Annotated in this window: 25 protein-coding genes; 12 read left to right on the top strand and 13 right to left on the bottom strand. The window is 51.5% G+C overall.

Annotation, left to right across the window (positions count from 1 at the left end; all coding sequences use genetic code 11):
* Window positions 1-5: 5 nt before the first annotated feature.
* Together gluQRS and dksA are read right to left on the bottom strand one after the other, a co-directional pair.
* A complete protein-coding gene (gluQRS, locus tag FIU95_RS16050; protein ID WP_152454722.1) occupies window positions 6-887 on the bottom strand; it encodes a tRNA glutamyl-Q(34) synthetase GluQRS in 882 nt (293 codons plus the stop codon).
* 78 nt (window positions 888-965) lie between these two features.
* A complete protein-coding gene (gene dksA / locus FIU95_RS16045; protein WP_152454721.1) occupies window positions 966-1,403 on the bottom strand; it encodes an RNA polymerase-binding protein DksA in 438 nt (145 codons plus the stop codon).
* 255 nt (window positions 1,404-1,658) lie between these two features.
* Between dksA and sfsA the strand changes: the two genes are divergently transcribed.
* Entirely contained in the window at window positions 1,659-2,357 is a 699-nt protein-coding gene (gene sfsA / locus FIU95_RS16040; RefSeq protein ID WP_152454720.1) for a DNA/RNA nuclease SfsA, read from the top strand.
* Between the two features lie 78 nt (window positions 2,358-2,435).
* Here the strand turns inward: sfsA and FIU95_RS16035 are convergent, their stop codons facing one another.
* From FIU95_RS16035 to FIU95_RS16020, 4 genes are all read right to left on the bottom strand, one after another.
* Window positions 2,436-2,780, bottom strand: coding sequence for a Rieske (2Fe-2S) protein (locus FIU95_RS16035; RefSeq protein ID WP_152454719.1), 345 nt, complete (start codon window positions 2,778-2,780; stop codon window positions 2,436-2,438).
* Between the two features lie 97 nt (window positions 2,781-2,877).
* Window positions 2,878-3,933, bottom strand: a complete 1,056-nt coding sequence (locus FIU95_RS16030; protein ID WP_152454718.1) for a S1C family serine protease — start codon at window positions 3,931-3,933, stop codon at window positions 2,878-2,880.
* 125 nt (window positions 3,934-4,058) lie between these two features.
* On the bottom strand, window positions 4,059-4,943 hold the full coding sequence (htpX, locus tag FIU95_RS16025; protein ID WP_152454717.1) for a protease HtpX: 885 nt from the start codon (window positions 4,941-4,943) through the stop codon (window positions 4,059-4,061).
* A gap of 220 nt (window positions 4,944-5,163) precedes the next feature.
* Window positions 5,164-5,448 carry a TfoX/Sxy family protein gene (locus FIU95_RS16020; RefSeq protein WP_152454716.1) on the bottom strand — a complete coding sequence of 95 codons (285 nt, stop codon included), beginning with the start codon at window positions 5,446-5,448 and terminating at the stop codon, window positions 5,164-5,166.
* Between the two features lie 243 nt (window positions 5,449-5,691).
* Here FIU95_RS16020 and FIU95_RS16015 point away from each other — a divergent pair, with 243 nt between their 5' ends.
* From FIU95_RS16015 to FIU95_RS16005, 3 genes are all read left to right on the top strand, one after another.
* Window positions 5,692-6,408 (top strand): M15 family metallopeptidase, encoded by a 717-nt coding sequence (locus tag FIU95_RS16015; protein WP_253868686.1) that lies wholly within the window; start codon window positions 5,692-5,694, stop codon window positions 6,406-6,408.
* 159 nt (window positions 6,409-6,567) lie between these two features.
* Window positions 6,568-7,392 carry a serine O-acetyltransferase gene (cysE, locus tag FIU95_RS16010; protein ID WP_152454715.1) on the top strand — a complete coding sequence of 275 codons (825 nt, stop codon included), beginning with the start codon at window positions 6,568-6,570 and terminating at the stop codon, window positions 7,390-7,392.
* Window positions 7,393-7,443: 51 nt separating this feature from the next.
* The gene (locus FIU95_RS16005; protein WP_152454714.1) at window positions 7,444-7,947 is read left to right on the top strand and encodes a hypothetical protein; all 504 of its coding nucleotides are present in this window, start codon (window positions 7,444-7,446) and stop codon (window positions 7,945-7,947) included.
* Window positions 7,948-8,068: 121 nt separating this feature from the next.
* Here the strand turns inward: FIU95_RS16005 and ppa are convergent, their stop codons facing one another.
* Entirely contained in the window at window positions 8,069-8,605 is a 537-nt protein-coding gene (gene ppa / locus FIU95_RS16000) for an inorganic diphosphatase (protein WP_152454713.1), read from the bottom strand.
* Window positions 8,606-8,768: 163 nt separating this feature from the next.
* Here ppa and FIU95_RS15995 point away from each other — a divergent pair, with 163 nt between their 5' ends.
* The 6 genes from FIU95_RS15995 (at window position 8,769) to FIU95_RS15970 (ending at window position 15,334) form a co-directional block, all read left to right on the top strand.
* Entirely contained in the window at window positions 8,769-10,142 is a 1,374-nt protein-coding gene (locus FIU95_RS15995) for a glutamine synthetase family protein (RefSeq protein ID WP_152454712.1), read from the top strand.
* A gap of 90 nt (window positions 10,143-10,232) precedes the next feature.
* Window positions 10,233-11,621, top strand: a complete 1,389-nt coding sequence (locus FIU95_RS15990; protein WP_152454711.1) for an aldehyde dehydrogenase family protein — start codon at window positions 10,233-10,235, stop codon at window positions 11,619-11,621.
* 24 nt (window positions 11,622-11,645) lie between these two features.
* Window positions 11,646-12,110, top strand: a complete 465-nt coding sequence (locus FIU95_RS15985; protein ID WP_152454710.1) for a hypothetical protein — start codon at window positions 11,646-11,648, stop codon at window positions 12,108-12,110.
* Window positions 12,111-12,339: 229 nt separating this feature from the next.
* Window positions 12,340-13,524, top strand: a complete 1,185-nt coding sequence (locus tag FIU95_RS15980; RefSeq protein WP_152454709.1) for an iron-containing alcohol dehydrogenase — start codon at window positions 12,340-12,342, stop codon at window positions 13,522-13,524.
* A gap of 63 nt (window positions 13,525-13,587) precedes the next feature.
* Window positions 13,588-14,190 (top strand): peptide-methionine (S)-S-oxide reductase MsrA, encoded by a 603-nt coding sequence (msrA, locus tag FIU95_RS15975; protein ID WP_152454708.1) that lies wholly within the window; start codon window positions 13,588-13,590, stop codon window positions 14,188-14,190.
* 79 nt (window positions 14,191-14,269) lie between these two features.
* Window positions 14,270-15,334 (top strand): hypothetical protein, encoded by a 1,065-nt coding sequence (locus FIU95_RS15970; protein ID WP_152454707.1) that lies wholly within the window; start codon window positions 14,270-14,272, stop codon window positions 15,332-15,334.
* A 48-nt stretch (window positions 15,335-15,382) separates the two neighbouring features.
* Here FIU95_RS15970 and FIU95_RS15965 read toward each other — a convergent pair whose 3' ends face one another.
* The 3 genes from FIU95_RS15965 to FIU95_RS15955 all read right to left on the bottom strand — a co-directional run bounded on the left by FIU95_RS15965 (window position 15,383) and on the right by FIU95_RS15955 (window position 19,118).
* On the bottom strand, window positions 15,383-15,832 hold the full coding sequence (locus tag FIU95_RS15965; protein WP_152454706.1) for a hypothetical protein: 450 nt from the start codon (window positions 15,830-15,832) through the stop codon (window positions 15,383-15,385).
* 162 nt (window positions 15,833-15,994) lie between these two features.
* Complete coding sequence (locus FIU95_RS15960; RefSeq protein WP_152454705.1) at window positions 15,995-17,380, bottom strand: hypothetical protein; 1,386 nt, start codon at window positions 17,378-17,380, stop codon at window positions 15,995-15,997.
* Between the two features lie 274 nt (window positions 17,381-17,654).
* Entirely contained in the window at window positions 17,655-19,118 is a 1,464-nt protein-coding gene (locus tag FIU95_RS15955; protein WP_216646262.1) for a PLP-dependent aminotransferase family protein, read from the bottom strand.
* Between the two features lie 103 nt (window positions 19,119-19,221).
* Between FIU95_RS15955 and FIU95_RS15950 the strand changes: the two genes are divergently transcribed.
* Window positions 19,222-19,821, top strand: coding sequence for a pyridoxamine 5'-phosphate oxidase family protein (locus FIU95_RS15950; RefSeq protein ID WP_152454704.1), 600 nt, complete (start codon window positions 19,222-19,224; stop codon window positions 19,819-19,821).
* Here FIU95_RS15950 and FIU95_RS15945 read toward each other — a convergent pair.
* From FIU95_RS15945 to FIU95_RS15935, 3 genes are read right to left on the bottom strand one after another with little or no spacing between them, the layout of a single operon-like run.
* Window positions 19,814-20,284: an N-acetyltransferase gene (locus tag FIU95_RS15945; protein ID WP_152454703.1), complete on the bottom strand. Its 471-nt coding sequence runs from the start codon at window positions 20,282-20,284 to the stop codon at window positions 19,814-19,816. The two genes, FIU95_RS15950 and FIU95_RS15945, sit on opposite strands and share 8 nt — an antisense overlap.
* Window positions 20,285-20,339: 55 nt before the next feature.
* Window positions 20,340-21,296: a S41 family peptidase gene (locus tag FIU95_RS15940; protein WP_152454702.1), complete on the bottom strand. Its 957-nt coding sequence runs from the start codon at window positions 21,294-21,296 to the stop codon at window positions 20,340-20,342.
* Window positions 21,293-21,769 carry a MarR family winged helix-turn-helix transcriptional regulator gene (locus FIU95_RS15935; protein ID WP_152454701.1) on the bottom strand — a complete coding sequence of 159 codons (477 nt, stop codon included), beginning with the start codon at window positions 21,767-21,769 and terminating at the stop codon, window positions 21,293-21,295. Before FIU95_RS15935 ends, FIU95_RS15940 begins: the two co-directional genes overlap by 4 nt.
* A 257-nt stretch (window positions 21,770-22,026) precedes the next feature.
* Between FIU95_RS15935 and FIU95_RS15930 the strand changes: the two genes are divergently transcribed.
* On the top strand, window positions 22,027-24,891 hold the full coding sequence (locus FIU95_RS15930) for an ExeM/NucH family extracellular endonuclease (RefSeq protein WP_152454700.1): 2,865 nt from the start codon (window positions 22,027-22,029) through the stop codon (window positions 24,889-24,891).
* Window positions 24,892-24,974: the final 83 nt, after the last annotated feature.

Below are 24,974 nucleotides of genomic sequence, written 5' to 3'. Positions count from 1 at the left end.
AAGGATCAGTGCAATTGCCGATCGCGCTTATCGACCTGATGGCGTTGCCAGCGCGCCGCAGCCCACTTCAGAATATGTTCCGGTGCCTCTCTCTCCAGACCATCCGCAACATGGAAGCCGAGAAAATCCAATGCGGTGCAAAGGTTGCTGGCGGCTTTGCTGTCGTCAATCGCCGGTGCGTGGTTTTGCTTGCTGAGTTTTTGCATTCCCCCCGGCCCCATGACCAGCGGCAGGTGACCAAAGTGCGGCGCTTCGCTGCCGAGCAGGTGAAACAGGCGGATTTGTGCGGCGGTGGTGTCGAGTAGGTCGGCACCACGCACGACATGGGTGATGCCCTGGGCAATATCATCGACCACTACTGCCAATTGATAGGCGTAGAGGCCATCGCGGCGCTTGAGAATGGTGTCTTCGCGTACTGACTGGCTTTGTGTCCCGCGCCAAATATCCTCGAAGCGCTCTTCTCCGCCTGCGCAATGCAGGCGCAGGGCGCAGACACTATCGTTTTTATCCCCTGTACCCCTAGTTCGGCAGGCCAAGTTATCGTGACCACCGTTTTGGCGGATCTGACTGCGTGAACAGTAGCAGGCGTACAAGAGTCCCTGCTGGCGCAATCGAAAGAGGGTCTCTTCGTAGAGTGCGTGGTGCTTGCTCTGCCATTCAACCGCACCGTGCCAATGCAGCCCATGGGATTCCAGGGTTTTCAGGATGCGCGTGGCTGCGCCGGGTTCCTCGCGGGGGGGATCGAGGTCCTCCATACGCACGAGCCAGTGCCCACCATGGGCGAGGGCGTCCAGATAGCTGCCGAGTGCGCACACCAGCGAGCCGAAATGCAGGGGACCGCTCGGCGAAGGAGCGAAGCGACCGATATAGGGAGTCTTGCTATTCAAGATGGTAGAGGCGGTCCCGTCGACCGCCCTGTCCAGCTGGGCGATCTGGGGTGATCGCCGCAATGCGAAGGGAAAAAATCAGCCGGAAAGCTGTTTTTCCTTGATCTCAGCCAGGGTTTTACAGTCCACGCACAGGGTTGCAGTGGGGCGCGCTTCAAGGCGGCGGATACCAATATCAACCCCGCAAGCTTCACAGAAACCGTAGTCATCCTGGTCTATCAGCTCCAGGGTGGCGTCGATTTTCTTAATCAGCTTGCGCTCGCGATCGCGGGTGCGCAGTTCGAGGCTGAACTCTTCTTCCTGACTCGCGCGATCGGCGGGATCGGGGAAGTTTGCGGCCTCGTCTTTCATATGGGAAACGGTGCGGTCCACTTCCGCCATCAGTTCGGCCTTCCAGGCCAACAGCAAGTTGCGGAAATGCTCCTGCTGCTTCTCATTCATGTACTCTTCGCCCTTAGTCTCCTTGTAGGGCTCAAAGCCGTGCAGAGAATCGGTGCTCGCAGCAGTTTTGGGCATAGTCGTTGCCTCTCTTTCTTTACGGACCCCCGTTAATGGGGGCGATACCACCAAATTCAATCTAGCCTAGACCGGAATCTTTTTGAGTGATGTTTTTTTCACCTATTCAAGCAGTTGCGGTGGCAGGCTAATCCTTGCCCCGGTTACCGAGACCCCCGGCGACCGAGAGCGAGGAAGCTATCAAATATGCGCGATTCGCGCCACAAATAGTTGTCTGCTATTTTGTGGCGCCGAAATGTACAAGAGTGCCAGCCAGTGAAGTTTTCTCCTCCGTTACAAAAGGCCACCCTGTTGCGCCGCTACAAGCGTTTCCTCGCAGATGTGGAGACGGCGGATGGCGAGATGTTCACGATTCACTGCCCAAATACAGGCTCTATGAAAAACTGTTGGGTTGAAGGAGGCGCATGTTGGTATTCGGATTCGGGCAATCCCAAGCGCAAGTACCGTCACACGCTGGAAATCTGTACAACTCCAGACGGCGCCTTGGCCGGAGTCAATACCGGGCGCGCCAATGCCCTGGTGGAAGAGGCCATAAACACCGGTGTAGTTAGTGAGCTGCAAGGGTATGAATCCCTGCGTCGGGAAGTGCGTTACGGCGAGGAAAACAGTCGTATTGATTTTCTGTTGTCCGGCGATGCCGGCGACTGCTATGTGGAGGTCAAGAATGTCACTCTTGCAGATGGGCCGCGCGGTTATTTTCCCGATGCGGTAAGTGCTCGCGGTGCCAAACATCTGCGTGAGTTACAGAAGTTGGCTGAGAACGGTGTGCGTGCAGTGCTTTTTTACTGTGTACAGCACAGTGGCATAGATAGCGTAGAGGCAGCGAGAGAGATCGACCCCGTTTATGCCAAGGCTCTCGACAGCGCTTTGTCTGCCGGTGTGCAGGTGCTCGCTTACAAGGCACAGATGAATGCCACTGAAATTGTTCTAAGCGAAGCTTTGCCATTTCGCTGAGAGAGCTTGGTTTTTATTGGCTGGGCGGAATTCGCCCAGCCAATAAAATCTCACTCCTGCGATTTTATTTAGGCCAGTTTATTCCGGCAGTAGGGCGTAGAGGCCGTCTTGAGCGTATTCCACTGGCACAGGCGTGAGAGAATCCCCTGTACAGGGCCCGGCAATGCATTCGCCGGTTTCGATGGTGAACAGTGCGCCGTGGGATGCACATTGAATCAATGCGCCATCGGGATCGAGAAACTGGTCTTCCTGCCAGTCGAGATTGATACTGCGATGGGGGCAGGTGTTTTTATAGGCGAAAACCTCACCACCCTTCATTACCGCAAACACATTGTCGGTGCCGGCGGCGGTATCGCCGAGGGAAAAGCCCTTGGATTGTCCTTCCGTTAACTCATCGTAACGACACAGGAAGTATTTCTGCATAACTGGTCGGCCTTAGGCGCAATTATTTATTGGTTATTACGGCGCGCACTCCCAGGTGTGTTGCTCAGGGGAGAAACGCGCCGGATTCTGTCCCTGTTTACTGGGGAGCGGCGAGTGTAATAGAGGTGTAGCGGATTGTCCCGTTGCGCATTATTCCCAGGGTAATCTGGTCCCCGGCGCGGTACTTCTCCAGTGCATTGAGCAGGTCGTCGTAGCTGCGGACGGGCTGTTGTTCGACTTCCACGATAACGTCTCCGAGTTGCCACCCCCCTTGGCGTGTGCGGTAGATGCCCTGTAACCCGGCTTTTTCCGCCGGCAGGCCGGGCGCAGTGCGCAGCACGGCAACACCTTCAAAGCCGTAGCGGCTACTCCATTGGTCCGGCGCCGATTCGATACCGAGAATCGGTCGTACCAGGCGGCCGTAGTTAATTAGCTGCGGCACTATTTTCTTTACGGTATCCACCGGGATGGCAAAACCGATACCCACACTGGCGCCGCTGGGGCTATAGATAGCGGTATTTACACCGATCAGGCGGCCGAGGGAATCCAGCAGAGGGCCGCCGGAATTTCCTGGGTTAATGGCGGCGTCGGTTTGAATCACATTGCGGATGGTGCGGTTGTTGGCGGCTTCGATTTCTCGCCCCAGTGCGCTGACCACTCCGGTGGTTAGGGTGGTATCGAGGCCAAAAGGATTGCCGATGGCGAGTACCTTGCGCCCCACTGATAGGTTGCTTGAAGTGCCTGCTACCAGAGGTTTGAGCAATCCTTTCGGCGCTTCGATTTTCAATACAGCTAGATCTTTTTCCGGTGCGGTACCCACCAGTGTGGCGGGCCATTCACTGCGATCCTGCAGGGTGATGGTAACTTGGCGCGCGCCTTCGATGACATGGAAATTGGTGACCACGTGCCCCTGCTCATCCCAGATAAACCCACTGCCGGCGCCTTTGGGCACCGCGTGCAGGCGCAGGGTTCTGCGATCGCGAACCAGAGTTTCATTGGTGACATACACCACCGATGGACTGGCAAAATTAAACACCTGCATGGTGTTGCGCTCGTCATCGGTGGCGAACTCCGGTACCTCTGCGTACAGGGGAGCGGTGAAAAAGAACAAAAGGGCCGACAGAATAATGGGCAGAGTTTTAAGCGGTGTCATGGGTTGCCGTCTTCGCTTTATCACTTTACTGAAAAGTTTACTGTGCTCGCTGTGAGGGAGTGAAGATGGGGGCGCGGCAATGAATTAAAACCCGCCCCCGAAGCGTGTAAACAGCAACCTGGCTATTACTTGCGGAAGTTTTGTAGGGCCAGGATACGATCATCCAAGGGCGGATGGGTGGCTAATAGTGCGCCCATATTGCCGAAAATACCGAACGCTTTCATATTGCCCGGCAGCGGTTCCTCGTGACCCCGCTCAGATTCCACTTTGAGCCGTTGCAGTGCGGCAATCATAGAGTTGGGGCTGGCCAGGGTGGCGCCGGCGTGATCCGCGCGGTATTCCCGGCGGCGGCTAAACCAAGCGACGATAAACATGGCAAGGAAGCCAAAGACTATATCCATCACGATGGAGGTCACGTAGTAGCCGATACCCAGGCCCTGCTCATTGCGCAGTATCACACGGTCGACAAAGAAGCCGACCAGGCGCGCGAAGAACATCACAAAGGTGTTCACTACTCCCTGAATCAACGCCAGGGTCACCATATCGCCATTGGCCACGTGACCGATCTCATGGCCGATCACCGCGCGCGCCTCTTCGCGGCTAAAGCGTTGCAATAGCCCGGCACTCACAGAGACCAGGGCGTTGTTGCGATTCCATCCGGTGGCGAATGCATTGGCCTGGGGCATGGGAAAAATCCCCACGTCCGGCATGCCGATATTGGCCTTGCGCGATAGCTCGCGCACCGTTTCCACCAGCCATTGCTCGTCGGCACTGCGCGGCTCGGTGATAATCTGGGTGCGGGTGCTCATACGAGCGATGCTCTTGGACAGAAACAGGGAAATAAAAGAGCCGCCAAAACCAAATAGCGCACAGAGAAGCAGCAATGCACCCAGATTCAGGTCGACACCATTGGCCTGGAGGATGCCGCCAATGCCGAAAATATTGAAAATAATGCCGACTAGAACCAATACCGCCAGGTTAGTCAGCAGGAATAGTCCAATGCGCAACATCGGCTCTCTCCGTCTTTTTGCCCTTAGACAAGTTTAGATAGGGTGTGGTGGTTTGTGTGACAAAATTTCGTGTTGCTGCCGGGGCGGAAATAATAAAAAACGTGTTGATTTAGCGGTCCGCCGGAAACAGCTTCCTCTTAGCTCTTTATTGGCACTCATACCACAGGCTTCCCACAGCTCGGTAGGCAGTGTATTCCTTCTATTGTTTTAGGGGCAGGCCCTAGTCAGAATTCTGCGTGGCTAGCAGGCGATCGGCTTCAGTGACCAGCTGCTGCTTGAGATCCGGATCCAGGTCGTTCCAGTGGACGTCGAGGAGGGCACCTTGAAGTGCATAGAGCATGACACGCGAGGCGTTGATGCCGCGGTTGCGAATACTGATAAAGGCCTCAACCGGGCCAATACGATGGAGGTCTTCGTAGGTGCGAATACCAATGGAGTGAAGGATGTTGACGGAGGCGAGCCCCAAATTTTTCAGCTTGAGTAATTCTGATTGACTGGGGTGCATTCAGTTTTCCCTGCAAGGTTTTCCGTCCAGTGGTTGCGATCAATCCTCAATCGCGGGACTGAACTTAACATACATTAACAAACTGCCAACAAAGATTACCGCCGTGGGCTTTAAGACAGCGCCTATTACTTTATCTAGCAAATTGCGGTGGGCTCACTTATTCCACGCCGCTCTTTGGTAGAGTAGCCGGGTGTTTACTCACTTTAGACCGCCCAATAAGAATCGCCTGCCGATAGGAGTCAAATGTTATCCACACCACTAAAGAGCATGCTCTTCGGGCTCACGGATCATCACGTTATTCTCGATCCTCCCTCTGGGCAGCTGCTGCACCCGGAGGCCCTGGTCGCCTTTCAACGCCTGCGGCGCGATGCGCGCGATGCCGGCTTTGACCCCAAGGTTGTCTCCGGTTTTCGCAGTTTTGAGCGCCAGCGCACCATCTGGAATGGCAAAGCCCAGGGGCAGCGCCCGGTGCTTAACAACGATGGAGAAGCGCTTGAAATCTCCGAGCTGCCACAGGAGGAGCTGGTGCTGGCCATACTGCGTTGGTCGGCATTACCCGGTGCCTCGCGCCATCACTGGGGTACAGATTTCGATATTATCGATGCCGCTGCTGTAGCAGAGGACTACCAGGTACAGCTAACCCCACAAGAAGTGTCTGATGATGGGGTTTTCGGTGCCTTTCACCAGTGGCTGGACCAGCGCATAGCTACAGGGCAGAGTTACGGCCTTTTTCGCCCCTATGCCGAGGATCGCGGTGGCGTGGCACCGGAACGCTGGCATTTGAGCTATGCACCGCGAGCCCTGGAGCTACAGCACCTGTTGACCCTGGAGCGCCTGGAAGTGCAGCTGCGCTCCAGTGACCTGGCGCTGTGCGATACGATTTGCGATCAACTGGAGCACATCTATACGCGCTTTGTGTGGATTCCAGATCACTGTTATCCGGCAGAAATGCCGCTCTGAGAAAGATCTGCGCCACTGGATTCTGCAGTGGTTTCCTAAAATGAGTGGCGCTTGAAAGCCCCTGATATTCCTGCGAAGCTGCGCGAGCTCAGGGGCCCAGATTAGATTCAAGCAGATTAGATACAATAAGGCGGCACTGGGAAGGAAAGCGCTGGGAAAATGAGTAAGAAAGGTGAGGAACAGATTATCGACAGCCAAACTGAGCCCAGAGACGTATGGAGTGCCATGCGCGCAGAGGCTGCCGCAGCCGCCAGGGATGAGCCGATTCTGGCGAGTTACTTCCACAATACCGTGCTGCGCCACAAGTCACCTGAGCACGCGATTGCCGACCAGTTAGCTTCAGTCCTCGATCACAATGCGCTCACGTCCACCGCCTTGCAGGAAGTGATCGCCTCCGCCCTACAGGGAGATAAAAGTATATCCCGCAGTATGTTGGCGGATATCTGTGCCTGGTATGACCGGGACCCCGCCTGCGACCAATACCTCACCCCCTTTCTTTACTTCAAGGGATTTCACGCACTGCAGTCGCACCGTATCGCCCATTGGCTGTGGAATCAGGGCCGCACGACTCTGGCGCTGTATTTTCAGAGCCGTGTGTCGGAACAGTTCGCTGTGGATATCCATCCCGCGGCCAAGTTTGGCAGCGGTATCATGATTGACCACGCCACGGGTTTGGTGGTGGGAGAGACCTCGGTAGTGGGCGACAACGTCTCCATTTTGCATTCGGTGACTCTGGGCGGCAGCGGCCGCGGTTCTGGGGATCGCCACCCGAAAATTGGTCACGGCGTGATGATTGGCGCCGGAGCCAAGATCCTGGGGCCTGTGCGGGTGGGTGAGGATGTGAAGATAGCCGCCGGTAGCCTGGTTCTACAGGACGTTCCCGATCACACCACGGTGGCTGGTGTTCCCGCACGTCAAGTGGGAGGACGTATAGAGGGCGCCCCCGCTCTGACCATGGATCAAACCCTGGGCTCCGAAGAATAAAGTAGCCACGTTTAGCATTATCCAACCAGCATTACACATAGGGATTGAGTGATGAGCCAAGCCACCTATAGCCTGATTTTTCACGGCGACCTGATTGCCGGCTTTACCGCCGGTGATGTGAAGGCCAATTTGGCGCGCCTGTTTAAGAGCAGCCCCCAGGCAGTGGAAAAACTGTTTAGTGGTCGGCCGCTGGTACTTCGCAAAGGACTCAGCCGCGCCCAGGCGGAGCAATTTCAAGCCACCCTGGCCAAGGTTGGTGCTCAGGTGGTTCTCAAGAATGAGGGCGGTTCTGATATCGCCAAGCGTGCGTCAGAATCCAAGACTGCTGAGCCAACGCAGGTATCGCAATCAGAAGAGCCTCTTGTCCCCAACTGGACGCTTGCGCCTATGGAGGGCAACCTGGTGAAAGATCATGAGCGCGAGCCGGTGGTGGAAGTGCAGGTGTCCACTGAACATATCAGCCTACGTGCGGCGGAGGGGTTGTTACTGGATGAGAGCGAGCGGGCTGAGACAGCCGCTGTAGCGGTCAGTATTCCCCAGTGGGATCTCAATTAGATCTTCTGCAGTTTCCATTACAGGGAACGCCCAGGCATAAAAAAACCGACTAAATGCCGGTTTTTTTATGCCTGTCAGCCCGGCCAATACAAAATCGTGCCGGGCTTTAAAGAAGCTGTGATCAGCCTTCTTCTTTCAGGTAGCGCTCGCGGGAGGCCAGTACTTCTTTGCGCGCTTCTTCAGCGTCGGCCCAGCCTTCCACTTTCACCCACTTGCCGGCTTCCAGAGCCTTGTAGTTTTCGAAGTAGTGCTCGATTTGCTTGAGCAGCAGCTCGGGCAAATCGCCAATTTCCTGAACGTGATCGTACAGCTTGGTCAGTTTGGTGTGAGGTACCGCCAGCAGCTTGGCGTCAACACCGGACTCATCGGTCATTTTCAGAACGCCGATCACACGAGAGCGGATCACGGAGCCAACCATTACCGGGTAGGGTGCTACTACCAGCACGTCCAGGGGGTCGCCGTCTTCAGACAGAGTCTGGGGTACATAGCCGTAGTTGGCCGGGTAGAACATGGGAGTGGCAACGAAGCGATCCACGAATACGGCGTCTGAGTCCTTGTCCACCTCGTACTTGATGGGGTCGGAGTTGGCAGGGATCTCGATGATTACGTTGATATCGCTGGGCAGGTCATTACCTGCGGGGATCTTGTCGAAGCTCATTGCTGTTCCTGAACTGGGTAAAACGAAAAATTTGGAGCGCGGATTATATATGCAGTTCGGCACGGCTGAAAGCCACGCCCCTAAAGGAAATATGGGGCGTCAAGGCTCGGCTGGCGGGTCTATCCTGTAGGTCATTGATAACAACAATGGGGCAGGGAAGGCCATGATCAAAGCGCGGGAGGTAAAAACCGTTCAGGAGGCTCGAGCCATCGTTGAGGGGCGCGGCCTCAGTCATGTCAAAGTGGGCCTGTTTGATTTGGATGGGGTGATGCGCGGCAAATATATGAGTCGCGAAAAATTCTTCTCTTCCCTGGAGCAGGGATTCTCATTTTGTGATGTGGTATTGGGCTGGGATGTCAAAGACCAGCTCTACGATAACACCCGCTATACCGGCTGGCATACGGGCTACCCGGATGCGCCGGTACGCATTTTGCCGCACAGTTGCCGCGATATTCCCTTTGAAGACAATATGCTGTTGTTTCTGGCGGAGTTTGATGAGCGAGCCCAGGTAGTCTGCCCTCGCGCGGCTTTACAGCGCGTGGTAGACCGGTGTCGGGCTATTGGATTTGAACCCTTCGCGGCCCTGGAATATGAGTTCTTTTTATTTGATGAAACACCCGCGTCGGTACGGGAAAAGGGTTTTCGCAACCTGAAGCCCTTCACACCGGACTGGTTTGGCTACTCAATGTTGCGCAACTCGGTCCACGCCGAACTCTACCGAGAAATCCTCGATATGGGTGAGTGCATGGATTTTCCTCTGGAGGGGCTCCACACAGAAACCGGCCCGGGTGTTCTCGAAGCGGCCATTGCCGTGGATAGTGCAGAGGCTGCCGGGGACAAAGCCGCACTGTTTAAAACCTTTATGAAGGTGCTGGCGCAACGTATGGGCCTGATGGCCACCTTTATGTCTCGCTGGAGCAGTGATTACCCGGGACAGAGTGGCCATATTCATTTGTCGCTACGAGATCTGGATAGTGGCAGTGCCGCTTTCTTTGATGGCTCCCAGCCCCAGGGGATAAGTGAAACCATGCGCCACTTTATTGCCGGCCAGCAACGCCTGATGCCGGAATTCCTGGCGTTGTTCGCCCCTACTGTTAACAGCTATCGACGCCTGGTTCCGGGTTTTTGGGCGCCTACCGGTGCGAACTGGGGCGTGGAAAACCGCACCACGGCGCTGCGAGCTATTCCCGGCAGTGAAAAATCACAGCGGGTGGAATACCGCTTGGGCGCTGCGGATGCCAATCCCTATCTGGCGCTGGCTGCAGCCCTGGGTTCCGGCCTTTACGGGGTAATGCAACAGTGGCAACCCAGTGTGCCAATTGAAGGTAATGCCTATGCCCTGGCACAAGAGGCACAGCAGGAATTACCCACCACTTTGTGGGATGCCACCCAGCGTTTAAAAAATTCGGAGACCGCCCACGAATTATTCGGCAGCGAATTTATTGAGCACTTCGCCGCCAGCCGTGAGTGGGAGGAGCGCGAGTATCGCCGCCACGTCACCGATTGGGAATTGGATAGGTATTTCGAAATTATTTAAATGGCATTCTAACAGTGCGCTTCAGTGGTTTTTTTAAATTGAAGGAATATCAATGTATGCCGGTGATACCGGCGATAACGGATAGATAAAATGCACCACCTGCGCTGTATTTCCCCTGTTGATAACAGTGTGTATCTAGAGCGGGCCCTGGCTGGCGAGGCCGAAATTCGTGTAGCCCTGGATAGGTCGGCGTCTTCGCAAAGGGCCTGGCGTTTGACCCCTATGGTAGAGCGTATCGCCATAGTCCACCGTGCGGTGGAATTTTTTACTGAGCGAAAGCATCGACTGGCAGAGGAAATCTGCTGGATGATGGGCAGGCCCATTCGCTATGCGCCAGGAGAAATAGATGGCTTTGCTGAGCGTGCCATCGCCATGGCGAACTTGGCGGAAGAGGCTCTTGAAGATATCCATTTGCCAATCAAGCCGGGGTTTTCCCGTTTTATACGCCGTGAGCCGCTGGGGACTTCCCTGGTGATCGCCCCCTGGAACTATCCCTATTTAACTGCGGTTAATGCAGTGGTGCCATCCCTGCTGGCAGGCAATGCGGTCATATTAAAACACTCTGCGCAAACGCCTTTATGCGCGGAGCGCATGGTGGAGGCTTTTAGGGAGGCGGGCCTGCCCTACGGGGTCTTTCAGTTTTTACATCTCAATCATTCAAATACACAACGTTTAGCCTGTGCTGATGAAATTCAACATATTGCTTTTACCGGTTCTGTAGATGCGGGGGCGAATATTGAGCGCACTGTTGCTGGCCGATTTATCCAGCTGGGGCTGGAATTGGGTGGTAAAGATCCGGCTTATGTGCGGGTAGACGCAGACCTTGAACAGGCGGTAGAAGCAGTTGTGGATGGTGCCTTTTTTAACTCCGGTCAGTCCTGCTGTGGTATTGAGCGCGCCTATGTGCATGAAAATCTGTTTGATGAATTTGTTGAGCGTGCCGCTACATTAGTGGGTGACTACCACTTGGGGCGGCCCGATGATCCCCAAACAACCCTGGGTCCGTTGGTCAATGCGGAGGCTGCCGACAAAGTGCGCGCTCAAATTGACGAAGCACTGGCACAGGGCGCCCAGCCCCACCTTCAGAGTAATAAATTTTCCAAGGACAAACGCGGCACTCAGTATATGGCGCCGCAATTACTCACCGGTGTGCGCCACAAAATGCGGCTAATGCGCGAGGAATCTTTCGGTCCTGTTTTGGGGGTGCAAAAAGTCCATGACGATGGTGTGGCTCTAGAATTGATGAATAACAGCCGCTTTGGCCTTACCGCAGCTATTTTTTCACGAGATGAAGAAACTGCCCTGGCAATTGGAGATTACTTGCGAGTGGGCACCGTTTTCCTCAATCGCTGCGACTACCTGGACCCGGAGTTGGCCTGGACTGGAGTCAAACAGTCTGGCAGGGGATGTACCTTGTCCAGAATTGGATTTGAGCAGCTAACCAGGCCCAAATCATTTCACTTTAAAGTTGGGGGCTAGTAAACCAGTAAAGAGGGAAAGTTTGTGAGGCGGATTACTTGTTGTATTTATGGATTGTTTTTAATTTATCCTCTGGCATCAAGCGCGGAACCTTACCTTTATGAAAATATTACTTTAGAGATTCCTGATGGCTGGTCGAGGTACAAAGATCCTTACAATAATGATGTAGGGGTTGGTTTTCGTCAGGGGCACACGGGTAACCTGATGGCCTTCATTCTCAGAAAAGGAATGTTGAGTAGTGGAGGTGATCCCAGCGCATTTTTAAAAAACCATCCGGTGGAACATCCAGTATCTTCGGTTCAGATTGGCAAATATTCAGGCTACTTTGTCACTTTTTCATCGGAAGGAAGGTGTTTGGCAAATTGGTTCCTGGGGAATGGGCATGATCTGCTAATTGCGCATTTTCAGGGTGACTGTAATTCGGCAGATTTCACACCAGTGACTAAGGTGATTGAATCTATCGAGCCTGTTGAGGATGTAGTCGATTAATGATGCGTCTGCTGATTTTATAGGTCCAATTACTAAAATGAAAATCGTGCTTTTTCCGCTGGAGTTTGGCCCATGGATAATAGCGCCGAGCTTTTACAGGTTAGATAGTTAGACAGCAGTGAGGTTATGAACAGACAGTTTTTTATCCTTATCCGATCGGCAAAATGCATAAACTCTGTGGATAACTAGAAATTTTAAATGTTTAAGCGGTAAAGGCAGGGAGGCTAATGTGGATAAATACCGGGTGAACTGGAATTTTCCTACCAATATTTGGGTTGGTCCCGGCCGGATATCAGACCTTGCCAAAGCCTGCTCTGAACTCAATATGCAGCACCCCTTACTGGTAACCGATCCCGATATTGCAGGCATGCCATTGCTTCAACGCGCATTAGAGCCTTGCAAGGAATATGGCTTAGAGATAGAGATTTTCTCCTCAATCAAAGGGAATCCTAACGGTGAGAATATTGATTGTGGCGTCGAGCTGTTACGAGATAAAAATTGCGATGGTGTAATCGCCTTTGGTGGTGGTTCGGCCATAGATGCCGGTAAGGCGACTGCTCTGATGGCTGGGCAGCGTCGTCCCATTTGGGATTTTGAAGATATTGGCGATAACTATAAACGCGTGGACCCCGACGGTATGGTCCCGGTAATCGCCGTGTCCACTACCGCAGGCACCGGCTCGGAAGTCGGGCGGGTGGCGGTCATAACCGATGAGCAGGCGAAGCTGAAACGCCTGATTTTTCACCCCAAACTATTACCGGATATCGTTATATTGGATGCAGAGCTGACTCTGGGGTTACCACCCCAGATTACTGCCGCCACCGGCATGGATGCACTCTCGCATAACCTGGAAGCTTATTATTCCCCCATTTACCACCCCATGGCAGAGGGCATCGCACTGCAGGGGATGCGTTTGATTAAAACCTATTTACCCCGTGCTTACATGATTGGCACTGAGTTGAAATCCCGCCAACAGATGCTGGTGGCCTCCTGTATGGGGGCCACCGCATTTCAGCGTGGCTTGGGAGCCATTCATGCCCTGGCACATCCGCTCGGTGCCCTCTATGACAAGCACCACGGTTTACTCAACGCCATATTGATGCCCTATGTGCTCGTAGCCAACCGGCCCGCCATAGAGATTCCCATGGGGCAGTTGGCCCTCTCACTGCAATTAACGGGCAAAGACAGGTTCGAAAGTGGTTTTGATGCGGTGCTGAATTGGATTGTTGGTCTGCGCCAGCAATTGAGTATCCCGAATACCCTAATGGAAATCGGCATTAAAACCGATGATGCCGATAAGATCGGTTGTATGGCCGCGGAAGACCCCTCCGCAAGTAGTAACCCTATCTCTTTCAATGCCCTGGAATATCGCGATATTTTCCTACGAGCTTGCCAGGGCAATATTGCACTGTAAGAAATTTCATCTAAGGACCGACTGAAGAGAGCCTATCAGTAGAATCTTTCACAGGAATTGGTTATGCGCGTTATCTTAGCTCTGTTTATTCTTTTTGCAGCCACTCTTGGATATGCCCAGGATTCTCCTAACATCCGCACCGCTATTTTTGCCGGAGGTTGTTTCTGGTGTATGGAACCGCCTTATGACAAAGTGAATGGTGTACTGGAAACCACTTCGGGTTACAGCGGTGGCCATGTAAAGAACCCCTCCTATGATCAGGTCTCTGCTGGTGGTACCGGCCATGCCGAGGTGGTGCAAGTTAAATATGATGCAGACAAAGTGAGTTATTCTGAGTTACTCAATATTTTTTGGCACAACGTAGACCCTTTTGATGCCGGCGGCCAGTTTTGTGATCGGGGCGACCAGTATCGTGCAGAGATCTTTTACGGTAATGAAGAAGAGAAGAAGCTGGCTGAGGAGAGCAAGAAGAAAGTAGAGTCTGAGTTGGGTAAGAAAGTTGTCACCCAGATAAAGCCTGCTGCAACTTTTTATCCGGCAGAGGCTTATCACCAAAATTATTATCAGCGCAATCCCCTACGCTATAAATACTACCGCTTTCGCTGCGGGCGGGATCAACGGCTTGAGGAAGTTTGGGGTAAAGGAAAAAGTAAGAGCAAGAGTTGATTAGTGAGGAGTGTTTTTTGATCACCCAAGTAGTGATGCATTTAAAGAGTATTATTCTCCTGACTAAGACAATTCAGATGTGGTAAAAGACATGGGGAACACCAAATCTGGTAGATTGCAAGAAGGGGAGGTAATGAGCATTACAGCAGGGTTTCCCGTTCTTTATCGCTATATAGCTGCAGATAAATCCAAACCTCTAATGGTATTTGTGCCGGGTAACTCTCACTTGGCCCGTATCTTTTATGGCTGCCCCGAGGCCAGGGAAGAAGACTTTATTGGTTATTGGGTACATCGTTCAGGCCACCCTTTTCTCGCGATATCCTTCCCCATAGCCAATATGGCCTTTGATGGATATTACCCCAATTTCACCATCGCAGACTGGGGCAAGCAGGTCGCGGAAGTAATTGACAAGATTGTCTCTGAGAATAGCTTACAGCGAGAAGTGATCGTCTGTGGCTGGAGTATGGGATGCAAGATTGCCGGAGCTCTTGGGAAGGAGGCGATTGGTAAGAGCTTCTCAATAGTGATGTTCGTCGCCATGTCGGGAGATCCAGCTGTCCCTGGCTTTTTACCAAAGGCAAATGCTGAAAATATCACTATGACGCCGGAGGGACTGGCAAATCGTGAGAGCTTGTATCCGTGGTTTTTCCAGGCTCTGGAGGATCAAAGTACCTATAACGGTCATAGTATTCTTCCAAGGGATATTTACCGAGAGAGGATTCTGGGCGCCACTCCTGTAGCATTGATTTGTACAGGATTGATGTATAGGCATGGCCACTTTGAAGAAGATTTATTGAAAACTATCCAATCTGCCAACACTTTCGGCTATGAAGATTATCCTTTTCCTGTGGTTATTCATGGAAACTTAATATGTGACGCTGAGAATATACTGCTCAATAATTCCAATTGGGCGTTTATTCGCGATCGAGTCTTAATAAGGATGTTAGTGGGGAAGGAGGGATTGGAAACTCTTAAACCTTCCCAATGGGAAAGTTTGCAGTTATTTGTCCGGTCTTCAGGTAATCATTTTTCAGTGATGGTGCCGGGAAATCATTTCTTTTTTGTTGGGGCTATTGGAGCCCGCGCAACTGTCGAGAAAATTCTTATGCTGCAAAAGCGAATTCTTGGTTTGATTGATTTTTAGGGTGAGATAGATTTTTCGATAGAAAATATTTTGTTAGTGCATCGGTTTCTAATGGTCGTTTGAATATATGAGTAATGACCAAAAGTTAATTTCTCCAGAGCCGATCAGACTCTTGATGTGCTGGAGGGTGGAGTTTTTATTTTCTATTTCTCCAGACTGTAAAGATTTCTCAATAAAGGAAAGGGTGGAAATGAAGCTAGTATAGGTTTCTGCTATACAGGTTTCTATCCACTCTCCCATCCCATGTGGTGCAGTGTAAACTGGTAAGCTACCTTTATTGAGGTTTATAAAAATTGGATCGCCAAGTAGTGTTTCAAAACCTATAACGTACCAACACTCTTGCCAGTCTCCCTCATCAAGTCCGTATAATGGATCACCATTGATAGATGTTGAGTAGCCAACTTGTTCTCCTAAAGACCCGTCCTTGCTGAAGGTTATTATCCCACCCATCTCGACCTCAAGTTCCCCCTCAATCAAATCTGGTAACTCAAATCCCATAGCCTTTTCTCATAATGTTGACTTAACTGCTCAGTTTTCTTGATCTTATGCAATTTTATTTAGATTGTGAAGTTATAATTTAACGAGTGGTTGAATTTTTATGGGGTGATCAAATGTTGTAGCGAATTGCAGATCTTGCTTGAAGGCTTTTAGAGATAGTATTTAATAGTGATTTGAATTGATTTTTCTGAAGTTATCTAAAAATATCAAAATATAAAACAAAGGGATAAGTGCTAGCGCTACAAAATGCAATGCTAGTATATCGTTTTCTTTACTGGTGGGGTTCACTGAAAATACAATTATTTCTAGAATAACGAACAGGATAAATAATAAGCGTTTATCCAGGCTGGATAGAGAATCGAATACTCTGGGTCCTAGTAGCCAATAACGCCAGGATTTATACTTTAATGCGTCGAAAAGATAATAAAGGCCGCAAGTCAGACTCACTAAGGTCGTGAGTAGTAGCTCAAATACCCAAGCCGGGGGGTTGCCTGGTGCGGGGGGCCAAACGTTGGTCACGCCGAACTCGGTAAAGGAAAGAATGGCAAATAGTCCGGTAGTCAATAGAACGAGAGGGAACCGAAAAATTAATATGACCATACAGATTGCGGCAGTGACTTCGAAAACTCTTTGAATCGGCATAAAAAGATTGGCATGTTCTGCAACCCAGGCTAATGCGTTGCGAAACCATAACGGTGTGTTTCCGTATTCTACATAGGAGCTCACCAGGCCCTGATAGCCCTCTACGGTAAACCAATTCAGTAAGCTGTCTTCATAAACCTGGAAAATCAACATAACACCAATGGTGATGGTGAACAGGTTAATCCAACGCCCTACCAGTAGGTTGGATTGTTCTGTCTGTGCGACCATGCGATATCGGTCTAAAAATTTTGAAAGTATTGCTAGGGCGGCAATGGTAATGCTGGATAAAAGGCTGGTTAGTAGTATGTGATTGCCGCCATTGCGCGACATCAAAAATATCGCAAACAGAATGCCAGATGCCAAAATCACCCAAAGACTCCACGACAAAAGGCTTATGTCGGGTGCCAGAATGCTGCCCAAAAGGCGCTGGCGATAGGGTGTCTGGATATCTGGGGTGAAGCTATAGCTGCTTACAGCCAAGACTAACGCAAATAAAGCTGGTGATAAGAACTCAAAGAACCAGCTGTTTTCGCCCATATAAGTAAAGCCCCATAACAATATAAAGCTAATAAGCATTAATAGGGAACCTAAAGTTATCAATACCCGCAATATTAAGAGTACCCCGGCAAGTAGAATGGCAAAATGCAGTGAGACGGTCAGGCTGTTGATGTGGGGAGTGAAAAATATGGCTAAAGATTGAATGGCCGCCGGCGCTTCTTCGGTTTTTATAAGCTGCTCTAACCCTATTGCGAAGGCCTGCGGTGCCATCTCGCCATTAAAGTAGCGCATAATGACTAGCTGAATGCAGGCGGCGCCTAAAAACAGACTTATCATGCCTAGCCATGCGGTTGGCGAGGTTTCCGTTTTTGCTTGGCCTGAGTCTAAACTTTGGCTGGAATTGTGCATAAACCCTAGCCTAGTTGAATCAGACAACTACATCTCAATACGTATGCCAAAAAAACTTGTAGATTAAATGTATTAGAACAGCTTAACCTTTATTGCCGACAGCTAAAGGTTCGGATCAGTCAAGGCTAGGATTGATACGGTGGGTAAAGGAAGATATTGCGTAAGAAGCTTGGATAAGATGGCAAATGCACTTTATCTATTGTTGTTATCGCCTCCATTTATTGTCAAAGCTATTGCCAAAGACAAGTCAGGTGAAAGTAGTGAGTTGGTTGCGTCAGCTTATTAAGTAGCCTTTTAGAATATCAATGCAATCCTCTCGCTGTTGTTTACTGGTATTGGCAAATCCCAGAACCAAGCCCATATTCAATGGATTGTCGGGATAGAAAAATGAGAGCGGTGTGCTGCCGAAGCGGTGCAGAGCTAATTGCTTTGACAGTTCTAGGTCATTCCTGCCGGGCGTGGCGAGTACCACGTGCATTCCGGCACTACTTGCGATGAGTTGCGCCTGGGGTTCCAGTTTATCTCGTGCCAAATCGCAAAAATGCAACCATTTGTCCCGATAGTTGAGGCGCATTCTGCGCAGGTGTCGCACGAAGTGTCCCTCGGCAATAAAATCGGCAACTACTGCCTGGGTGAGTAGTGGGGAGTGGCCTGAGAGCATTTCCTTTGCCCGAGCAAATGCCTGAACAAAGGGTTTAGGGACTACCAGATAGCCTAACCGCAGACCCGGCTGCAGACTTTTACTGAAGCTGCCCATATAGAGAACGGGAGTATGCTCTGCCATTCCCTGGAGGGCAGCGACGGGTTTGTGCTCAAAGGAAAATTCGCTGTCGTAGTCGTCTTCCAAAATCCAGCATTGCGTCTTGGTGGCCCAGTCCAGCAGCTTCAACCGTTCGCTGGCCGGCATGACTCCGCCCATAGGGTACTGATGGGTTGGCGTGGTATAGAGGACTTTGCCGTGCAGTTGGCTTTTAATCAGTGCATCCACGTCTAAATAACCGCTTTGCAATTCGGCCAGTGCCAACTTGGCGCCGCAGGTTTGAAACACCCAGCGGGCGCGTCGGTAGCCCGGATTTTCTATGATGGCGGTATCTCCGGGCTCAAGTAGTACTTGTGCACACAGACTCAAGGCTTCCTGGGCGCCATTGGTCATGATGATCTGGCTTTCATCACAGAGCACTCCGCGGCAGCTGCGCAGGTATTCTGCCAGTGCTTGGCGCAAGGGAGGATGGCCCTGGCTGTGCCCATAGCCAAGCAGTGGAAACCTATCTTTGTGGCGCCTGTAGAGTCTGGACCAAATAGCTAAAGGAAAGGCATTGAGATCCGGTATACCCGGTGAAAAAGGTAGAGATACACCGCTGTCGGTTTTAAATGACGTGGCAGTCTGCAGCTTTTGGCCAAGGGCTGAGAGCCCTGGTAAGGGAGCTGTGCCATCGGAGTCTTGGGAATACCATGCCTGGTGCTGTGGTTTCTGTACGTAAGCGGGCAGGGTGTTAGATACAAAAACGCCCTGTCCGACATGGCTGGTAACAAAGCCCTCTGCTTTGAGCTGCTCTAACACCAGTGTGACCGTATTACGGCTGATATTCAGGGTGGAGGATAGTCTACGAGAGGAGGGCAGCTTGCTCCCTGCTGTGAGACGGCCGCTGCAAATCCACTCCACCAGGTTGCGGTATAGCTGGCTTTGTAACGGTTGCCTGGGGTCCAGGGTTAAGTCGGCAAAATCGGGGCTGCTCAAACTGGCACCATTAACTGATTAAAACTGGATCTAATCAGAGTACCAGCAACTCCCTATATTGGCGATATCTGTTTTTGATAAATCGTTGTGGGAGTTTTTAAGAATGGTAGTTTTAGATTCCGCAAAGAGTAAACTGCCGGTAACTGCGAAAAGCCGGGTGCGCCGTGCTGCCAAGAGGGCCAGTTATCGTCGCGAGGATATTTATCGTTTGGTCGATGAACTGAAGCTGGGGCATATTGGTTTTACCCAGGATGGTGAAGTGATTGTTATCCCCATGACTGTATGGCGCCATGGGGACTTTTTGTATTTACATGTGGCCAATAAAAGCCGCCTGCAGAAGTTACTTGATTCGGGGCAGCAAGTGTGTATTTCCTTTGCCCACTATGACGAATGGGTATTGGCTAAATCCGCTTATCACCACAGCGCAAATTATCGCTCGGCAGTTTTGTTTTGCCGTGGTGAACGAGTGCAGGATTCACAGGAATTTGATGAAGTTTTCAAATCCATTATCGAAGATATCGAACCCGACCGCTGGAACCAAGTGCGCGCTCCAAATCCACAGGAGCGCAAGGGTACGGCCCTGATGCGCCTGACCATAGAGGAAGGCTCTTTTAAGAGTCGCACAGGGGCGCCATCAGACAATAAAGAAGATCTCGATTTACCGGTCTGGAGTGGCACTAAGCCCGCCTGCCCGTTTAAATAGCATCAGTCTCTTCAGGAGTTTTGTTGGTGATGTTGATAATGGCAAGCATATCTTCGTTGTCCTTATCCATGCCCACTTCGGTAAAGCCAAAACTGGAATAAAAGTCTTTAGCCACCGGATTTTTGGGGTTGTAGCAGATTTCTATTTGCTCGATATTGGGTGTTTGCCGGATTTCTTGTAGGGCTAGCTGAAGCGCTGCCCTACCTATCCCCTTCCCCTGCTGCTTCTGGTCAACCATAAATCTCCAAATAGAAATTTTTTCAGGGCTCTCTTTAACCCACATAAGAAAACCAACGGGCTTTTCTCCTGTATAAATCGCACGAGTTTCATATCCAGAATTGAACTGTGCCTCCACCAGTGACCACATATTGCAGGCGACGTATTCTTGCTGCGCTTCGGCGACATCGAGATCGTAGACCGGCTCATAGTTATTCTGGGTTATAGGTTGTAAAGAAGTACGCATTGTTGAGTTCTACATTTCCATTGCTTTAATGTTTGGGGGTACTTTAAAACACAGTTTATTTTTTAAGAACCTCTAACGCCACCTGTAAAATTTCTTGCTCGCTGCTTTCAATATTTGGCTTCAATCCCTGACCCTCCCAGTTAACCAGTTCCTTCGATAAAGTCGAAACCGGGCGACTAGAGGGAATTCCAATTTCAAAGCCAAATGGCAGGGTTTGAGGCACATCCATCATATGGGCTCCGCCGGCGCTGGCACTACCGATAATAGTGGCTCTACCGAGTTGTTGCAGTGAGAAGGCGATGCTTTCTGATGCAGAGAAGGAGCGCCCATTGATCAGTACTACCATGGGTCTCTGGGTGCCATAGGCTGGCCAAGGAAGTTCTTTGATGCGTTCAGGGGAATGTTGCTTCTCTCTGGTTTCAATGACATATGGCAGGGGCTTAGTGGGGTCCACAAAGGATTCGAGGATGGCAGTGGCTGTATCACTATCACCACCGCCATTATTGCGCAGGTCCAATATCAGACCGTCACTATGTTGCAAAAGGGTAAATGCCGCGGCCAGGCTTTGCCGGGCATTTTCAAAAGTGTGGAATGAAGAGAGTTTGAAGTAGGCAATATTACCGGGCAATAATTCTAGTTTCTTTACTCCATAGTTGCTCTTGGGCGCCTCGGCTCGCCACTGTGCTATCCAGTTGTTGGAATCTTCATCAGGGCTTACCGGCTCCAAATAGAAATGCTTGTCTCCGGACAGTGTTCGGATTTTCTCGGTAATTAGCTTGGCAAAACTTTCGGAATCCCGACAAAGGCGCAAAGCTTCAGGGCTACTGGCCATCTCAGACAACGCCAAGGAAACGCTCTGGGCTCTGTCTGCGAGTACATAAGTTTCTGCAATAGCGCTGGCGGCGGATTGGATAACTACGGTGGGATTAAACTGGCAATCCTCATCGCTTGCGTAAGTCGCTGAAGAGATAGTGTGGCATAGGGCCAGGCTGAAGGCGATAATCAGTTTCATGGCTTTTTATTCTCCTTGGCAGTGCACTGCTGAATACGATCGAGATAGGGTTGTTCCTGCAGAACGGTAATCGCTTCTTCAACGAGTGTTGTTAAAGGTGTAGACAGTTGCCGGTTTAATGAACGTTCCGCTTCAGCAGTGGCTTGCCAGTGAATTTCGAGCTTTGGTAGCAGGCGCTGGCCTTTACGGCTGAGGCGGACCTTGCGCTGGCGTGCATCCTCCCCGGTGAGGATTTCTAACAATCCCTGCTGGACCATATCTCTGACCGTCTGGCTAACCGCCGGCTGGGAGATTGCGGCACTGGCCGCTATTTCATTGATGGTGACCGGGCTCTTGTGGATAAGGGCTCGCATTACCGGTGTATAACGCGGCTTGTAGTTTTTAATACCGCAGACGCGGTAACTATCTGCGACATCGCTGTCCAGTAATTCGATTAAATGCCTGAGGTGAGTACCCAGCTGGCTATATTTCATAGTGTCGAATTTATATAAGTGCTTATATAAATAATTGTAGAGTATCTCTTTCTGCTGCGGGGTTTCACCTAACTCTCGTGATCCCGTTAACCTTTCAGTTGGTCGCGATCTCACATTTTCCACTATCAGCAAATGCCGAGTGTTTCTAAGCACGCAGAATTGAAACCGAAATTTAACATTTGTTTCATCGAAATTTAGGAATTCCCCGCCACTCTGTGCGCCGCTTAATCCGTATCAGGCAACTGGGAATAACGACGATGAAACAATTTGGCTTGGCTGCTCTGGCAGCCCTGGGTCTTCCACTGATGGCTGCAGAGGTCCAAGCCAGTGACCTCATTATTTCGGAATACATCGAGGGCAGTGGTAACAATAAGGCGCTGGAAATTTTTAACGGCAGCGAAACTGCGATTGATTTGAGCGGTTACTCAATCCAGCTCTTTTTCAACGGTTCCGATAGTGCCTCAGCGAATATCGCTTTGAGTGGCACCTTGCAGGGCGGTGCGGTATTTGTTCTGGCCCATGGCAGTGCCGATGCAGCCTTGCTGGATCAGGCCGACCAGATTTATACCAGCGGCCTGTTTAATGGTGACGATGCCGTAGCGCTGGTAGGCCCCAATGGTTTTGCCGATGTGATCGGCCAAATCGGCACAGATCCCGGCAGCCAGTGGGGCAATAGCAGCCTTGGAACACAGAATCAGACACTGGTGCGTAATCTGGATGTGCAGACAGGTCGCACCGATGGCAGCAGCGCTTTCGATCCCGCTCTGGAGTGGTCCAGCGCCGGCCTAAATAACTTCGATCATCTCGGTTGGCACGGTGCCGATGGAGGCGATGACAACGGAGATGGCGATGGAAATGACAATGACAATGACGGAGTCGAGTTGGGAGCCTGTGGTGATGCTGCGACCCTAATCAGTCAGATTCAGGGTAGCGGTGCTGCCAGTGCGCTTGAAGGTGAGCGCCACGAAATTGAGGCAGTGGTTGTCGGCAACTTCCAAGACCCAAATACCGGCCTGGCCGGCTTCTTCCTGCAGGAAGAGGACAGCGATCAGGATGGCGTGGATGCGACTTCCGAAGGGCTGTTTGTGCACGATAATGCCTTTGGTGTGAATGTACAGGTTGGCGACTTAGTACGTGTTGGCGGTATCGTCGATGAGTTCTTTGATTTCACCGAGTTGAACCAAATCGATGGTGTCAGCATTTGTGGAAGCGGCTATCAGGTAACGCCCGCTAATGTGCAGATGCCATTTGGCTCAGCAGAAGAGCAGGAGCAGCTCGAAGGCATGCTGGTTGAATTCCCGCAGAGCCTCACCGTCAACGGTCATTACAACCTGGGCCGCTATGGCGAAGTGATCTTGTCCAACGGTCGCCTGTATATCCCCACCCACAACAATATGCCGGGCGCCGCGGCGGCTGCTCAAGTGGAAGCCAATGCACTCAATCAGATTATTCTGGACGATGGCTCCACTGTGCAAAATCCCGAGACAATGCCTTATCCGGCCTCGGGTCTCAGCGCTTCTAACACCTTGCGCAGTGGCGATACCTTAGAGGGGCTCACCGGTGTGATGGGTTATGGTTTTGGTGCATACCGTGTACACCCAGTGGAAGTACCTCAATTTACTCCGGTCAATTTCCGCGATGAAGCGCCGATCCTGCCGGGCGATGGCAGCCTGCGCGTTGCTAGCTTCAATGTGCTGAATTATTTCAATGGCGATGGTAATGGGGGTGGATTCCCCACTTCGCGTGGTGCCGATACTCTGGAGGAGTTTGAGCGCCAGAGAGATAAAATCATTTCTGCAATCCTGCGTATGGAAGCCGATATCGTCGGCCTGATGGAACTGGAAAATGACGGCTATGGTGCCGACAGCGCCATCCAGGATCTGGTTAATGGGCTCAATGCTACAGCACCAGGGCAGAGCTACCAGTTTGTGCAGCCGGATCTCACGCAGCTGGGTAGTGATGAAATCGCCGTGGGCATGATCTACCGCAGTGACCGCGTTGCGCCTATGGGCAGCGCCGTTACCCTGCAGGATTATCCTTTTGATGGCGGTAACCGCCAGCCGCTGTTACAGGCTTTCGCTGAACTTTCCTCCGGCGAGGAGCTCGCCGTGGTGGTGAATCACTTTAAATCCAAGGGTAGCTGCCCTAATGATGGCAGCCTGAATAGTGATCAGGGGGATGGTCAAGGCTGCTGGAATGCCCTGCGGACTCAAGCTGCCGATGCGTTGGTGAGCTGGGTCGACAGTGACCCCACCGGAACCGGAATTAATCGTGTGCTGGTACTGGGTGACCTCAACAGCTACGCCATGGAAAACCCCATTACCACTTTGAAGGGTGCGGGTTATACCGATCTGCTCGAATGGTACGGAGCAGGTGAGGCTTATTCCTATGTCTACGACGGCCAGTCTGGCTATTTGGACCACGCTCTCGCCAGCCCCTCACTGGCTCCGCTGGTTACCGCCGCGGTGGACTGGCATATCAATGCGGACGAACCCCGGGTGCTGGATTACAACATTGAGCACAAGAGCGCCGAGCAGCAGGAAAACCTCTATTCTACTGGGCCTTTCCGCGCATCCGATCACGATCCCTTAATCGTCGAGCTGGACCTGGGTGCGGATAACCTGGCACCCACGGCAGAATTTAGTTGGGAATCCGAAGGGTTGTTGGTTGATTTTATCGACAGCAGCAGCGATGCGGATGGTGAACTGCTGAGCTGGCTTTGGGATTTCGGTGACGGTGTAACCAGTACCGAGCAAAATCCCAGTCACAACTTCGATGCACCGGGTAGCTATTTGGTACGTTTGCAAGTGGAAGATGATCGCGGTGCGGTCTCCACACAGGAGCAGATCGTTGAAGTGCAGGATGATACCGTTTCTCTGCAAGCCAACTTTAAACTGCATCGCTTTTTCCGTTGGGTGTGGGTGGAAGATCGCAGCCAATACAGTGGCGATAACAAACTGCAATACCACTGGAATTTTGGGGATGGAGTGCAGCGCAACGGACGTTGGGCGTTACATCGCTACGCACAAACGGGCAATTACGAAATTACCCTCACAGTGAGTGATAGTGAGGGTGCAGAAGACAGCGCCTCCCAGTTAGTAAAAATTTCCTGGCCACGCTGATATATGTCAATTTTTGATTAATAATAAATATTCTGGTTGCCCTGGCGTTGGGGTTTTGAGTTCCCTGTCGTCGCTTCACCAGG

The sequence above is a fragment of the Microbulbifer sp. THAF38 genome (genome assembly GCF_009363535.1).
GTDB lineage: Bacteria > Pseudomonadota > Gammaproteobacteria > Pseudomonadales > Cellvibrionaceae > Microbulbifer.
The sequence above is the reverse complement of the archived record's forward strand: the minus strand, read 5'-3'. Positions and strand labels throughout refer to the sequence as shown.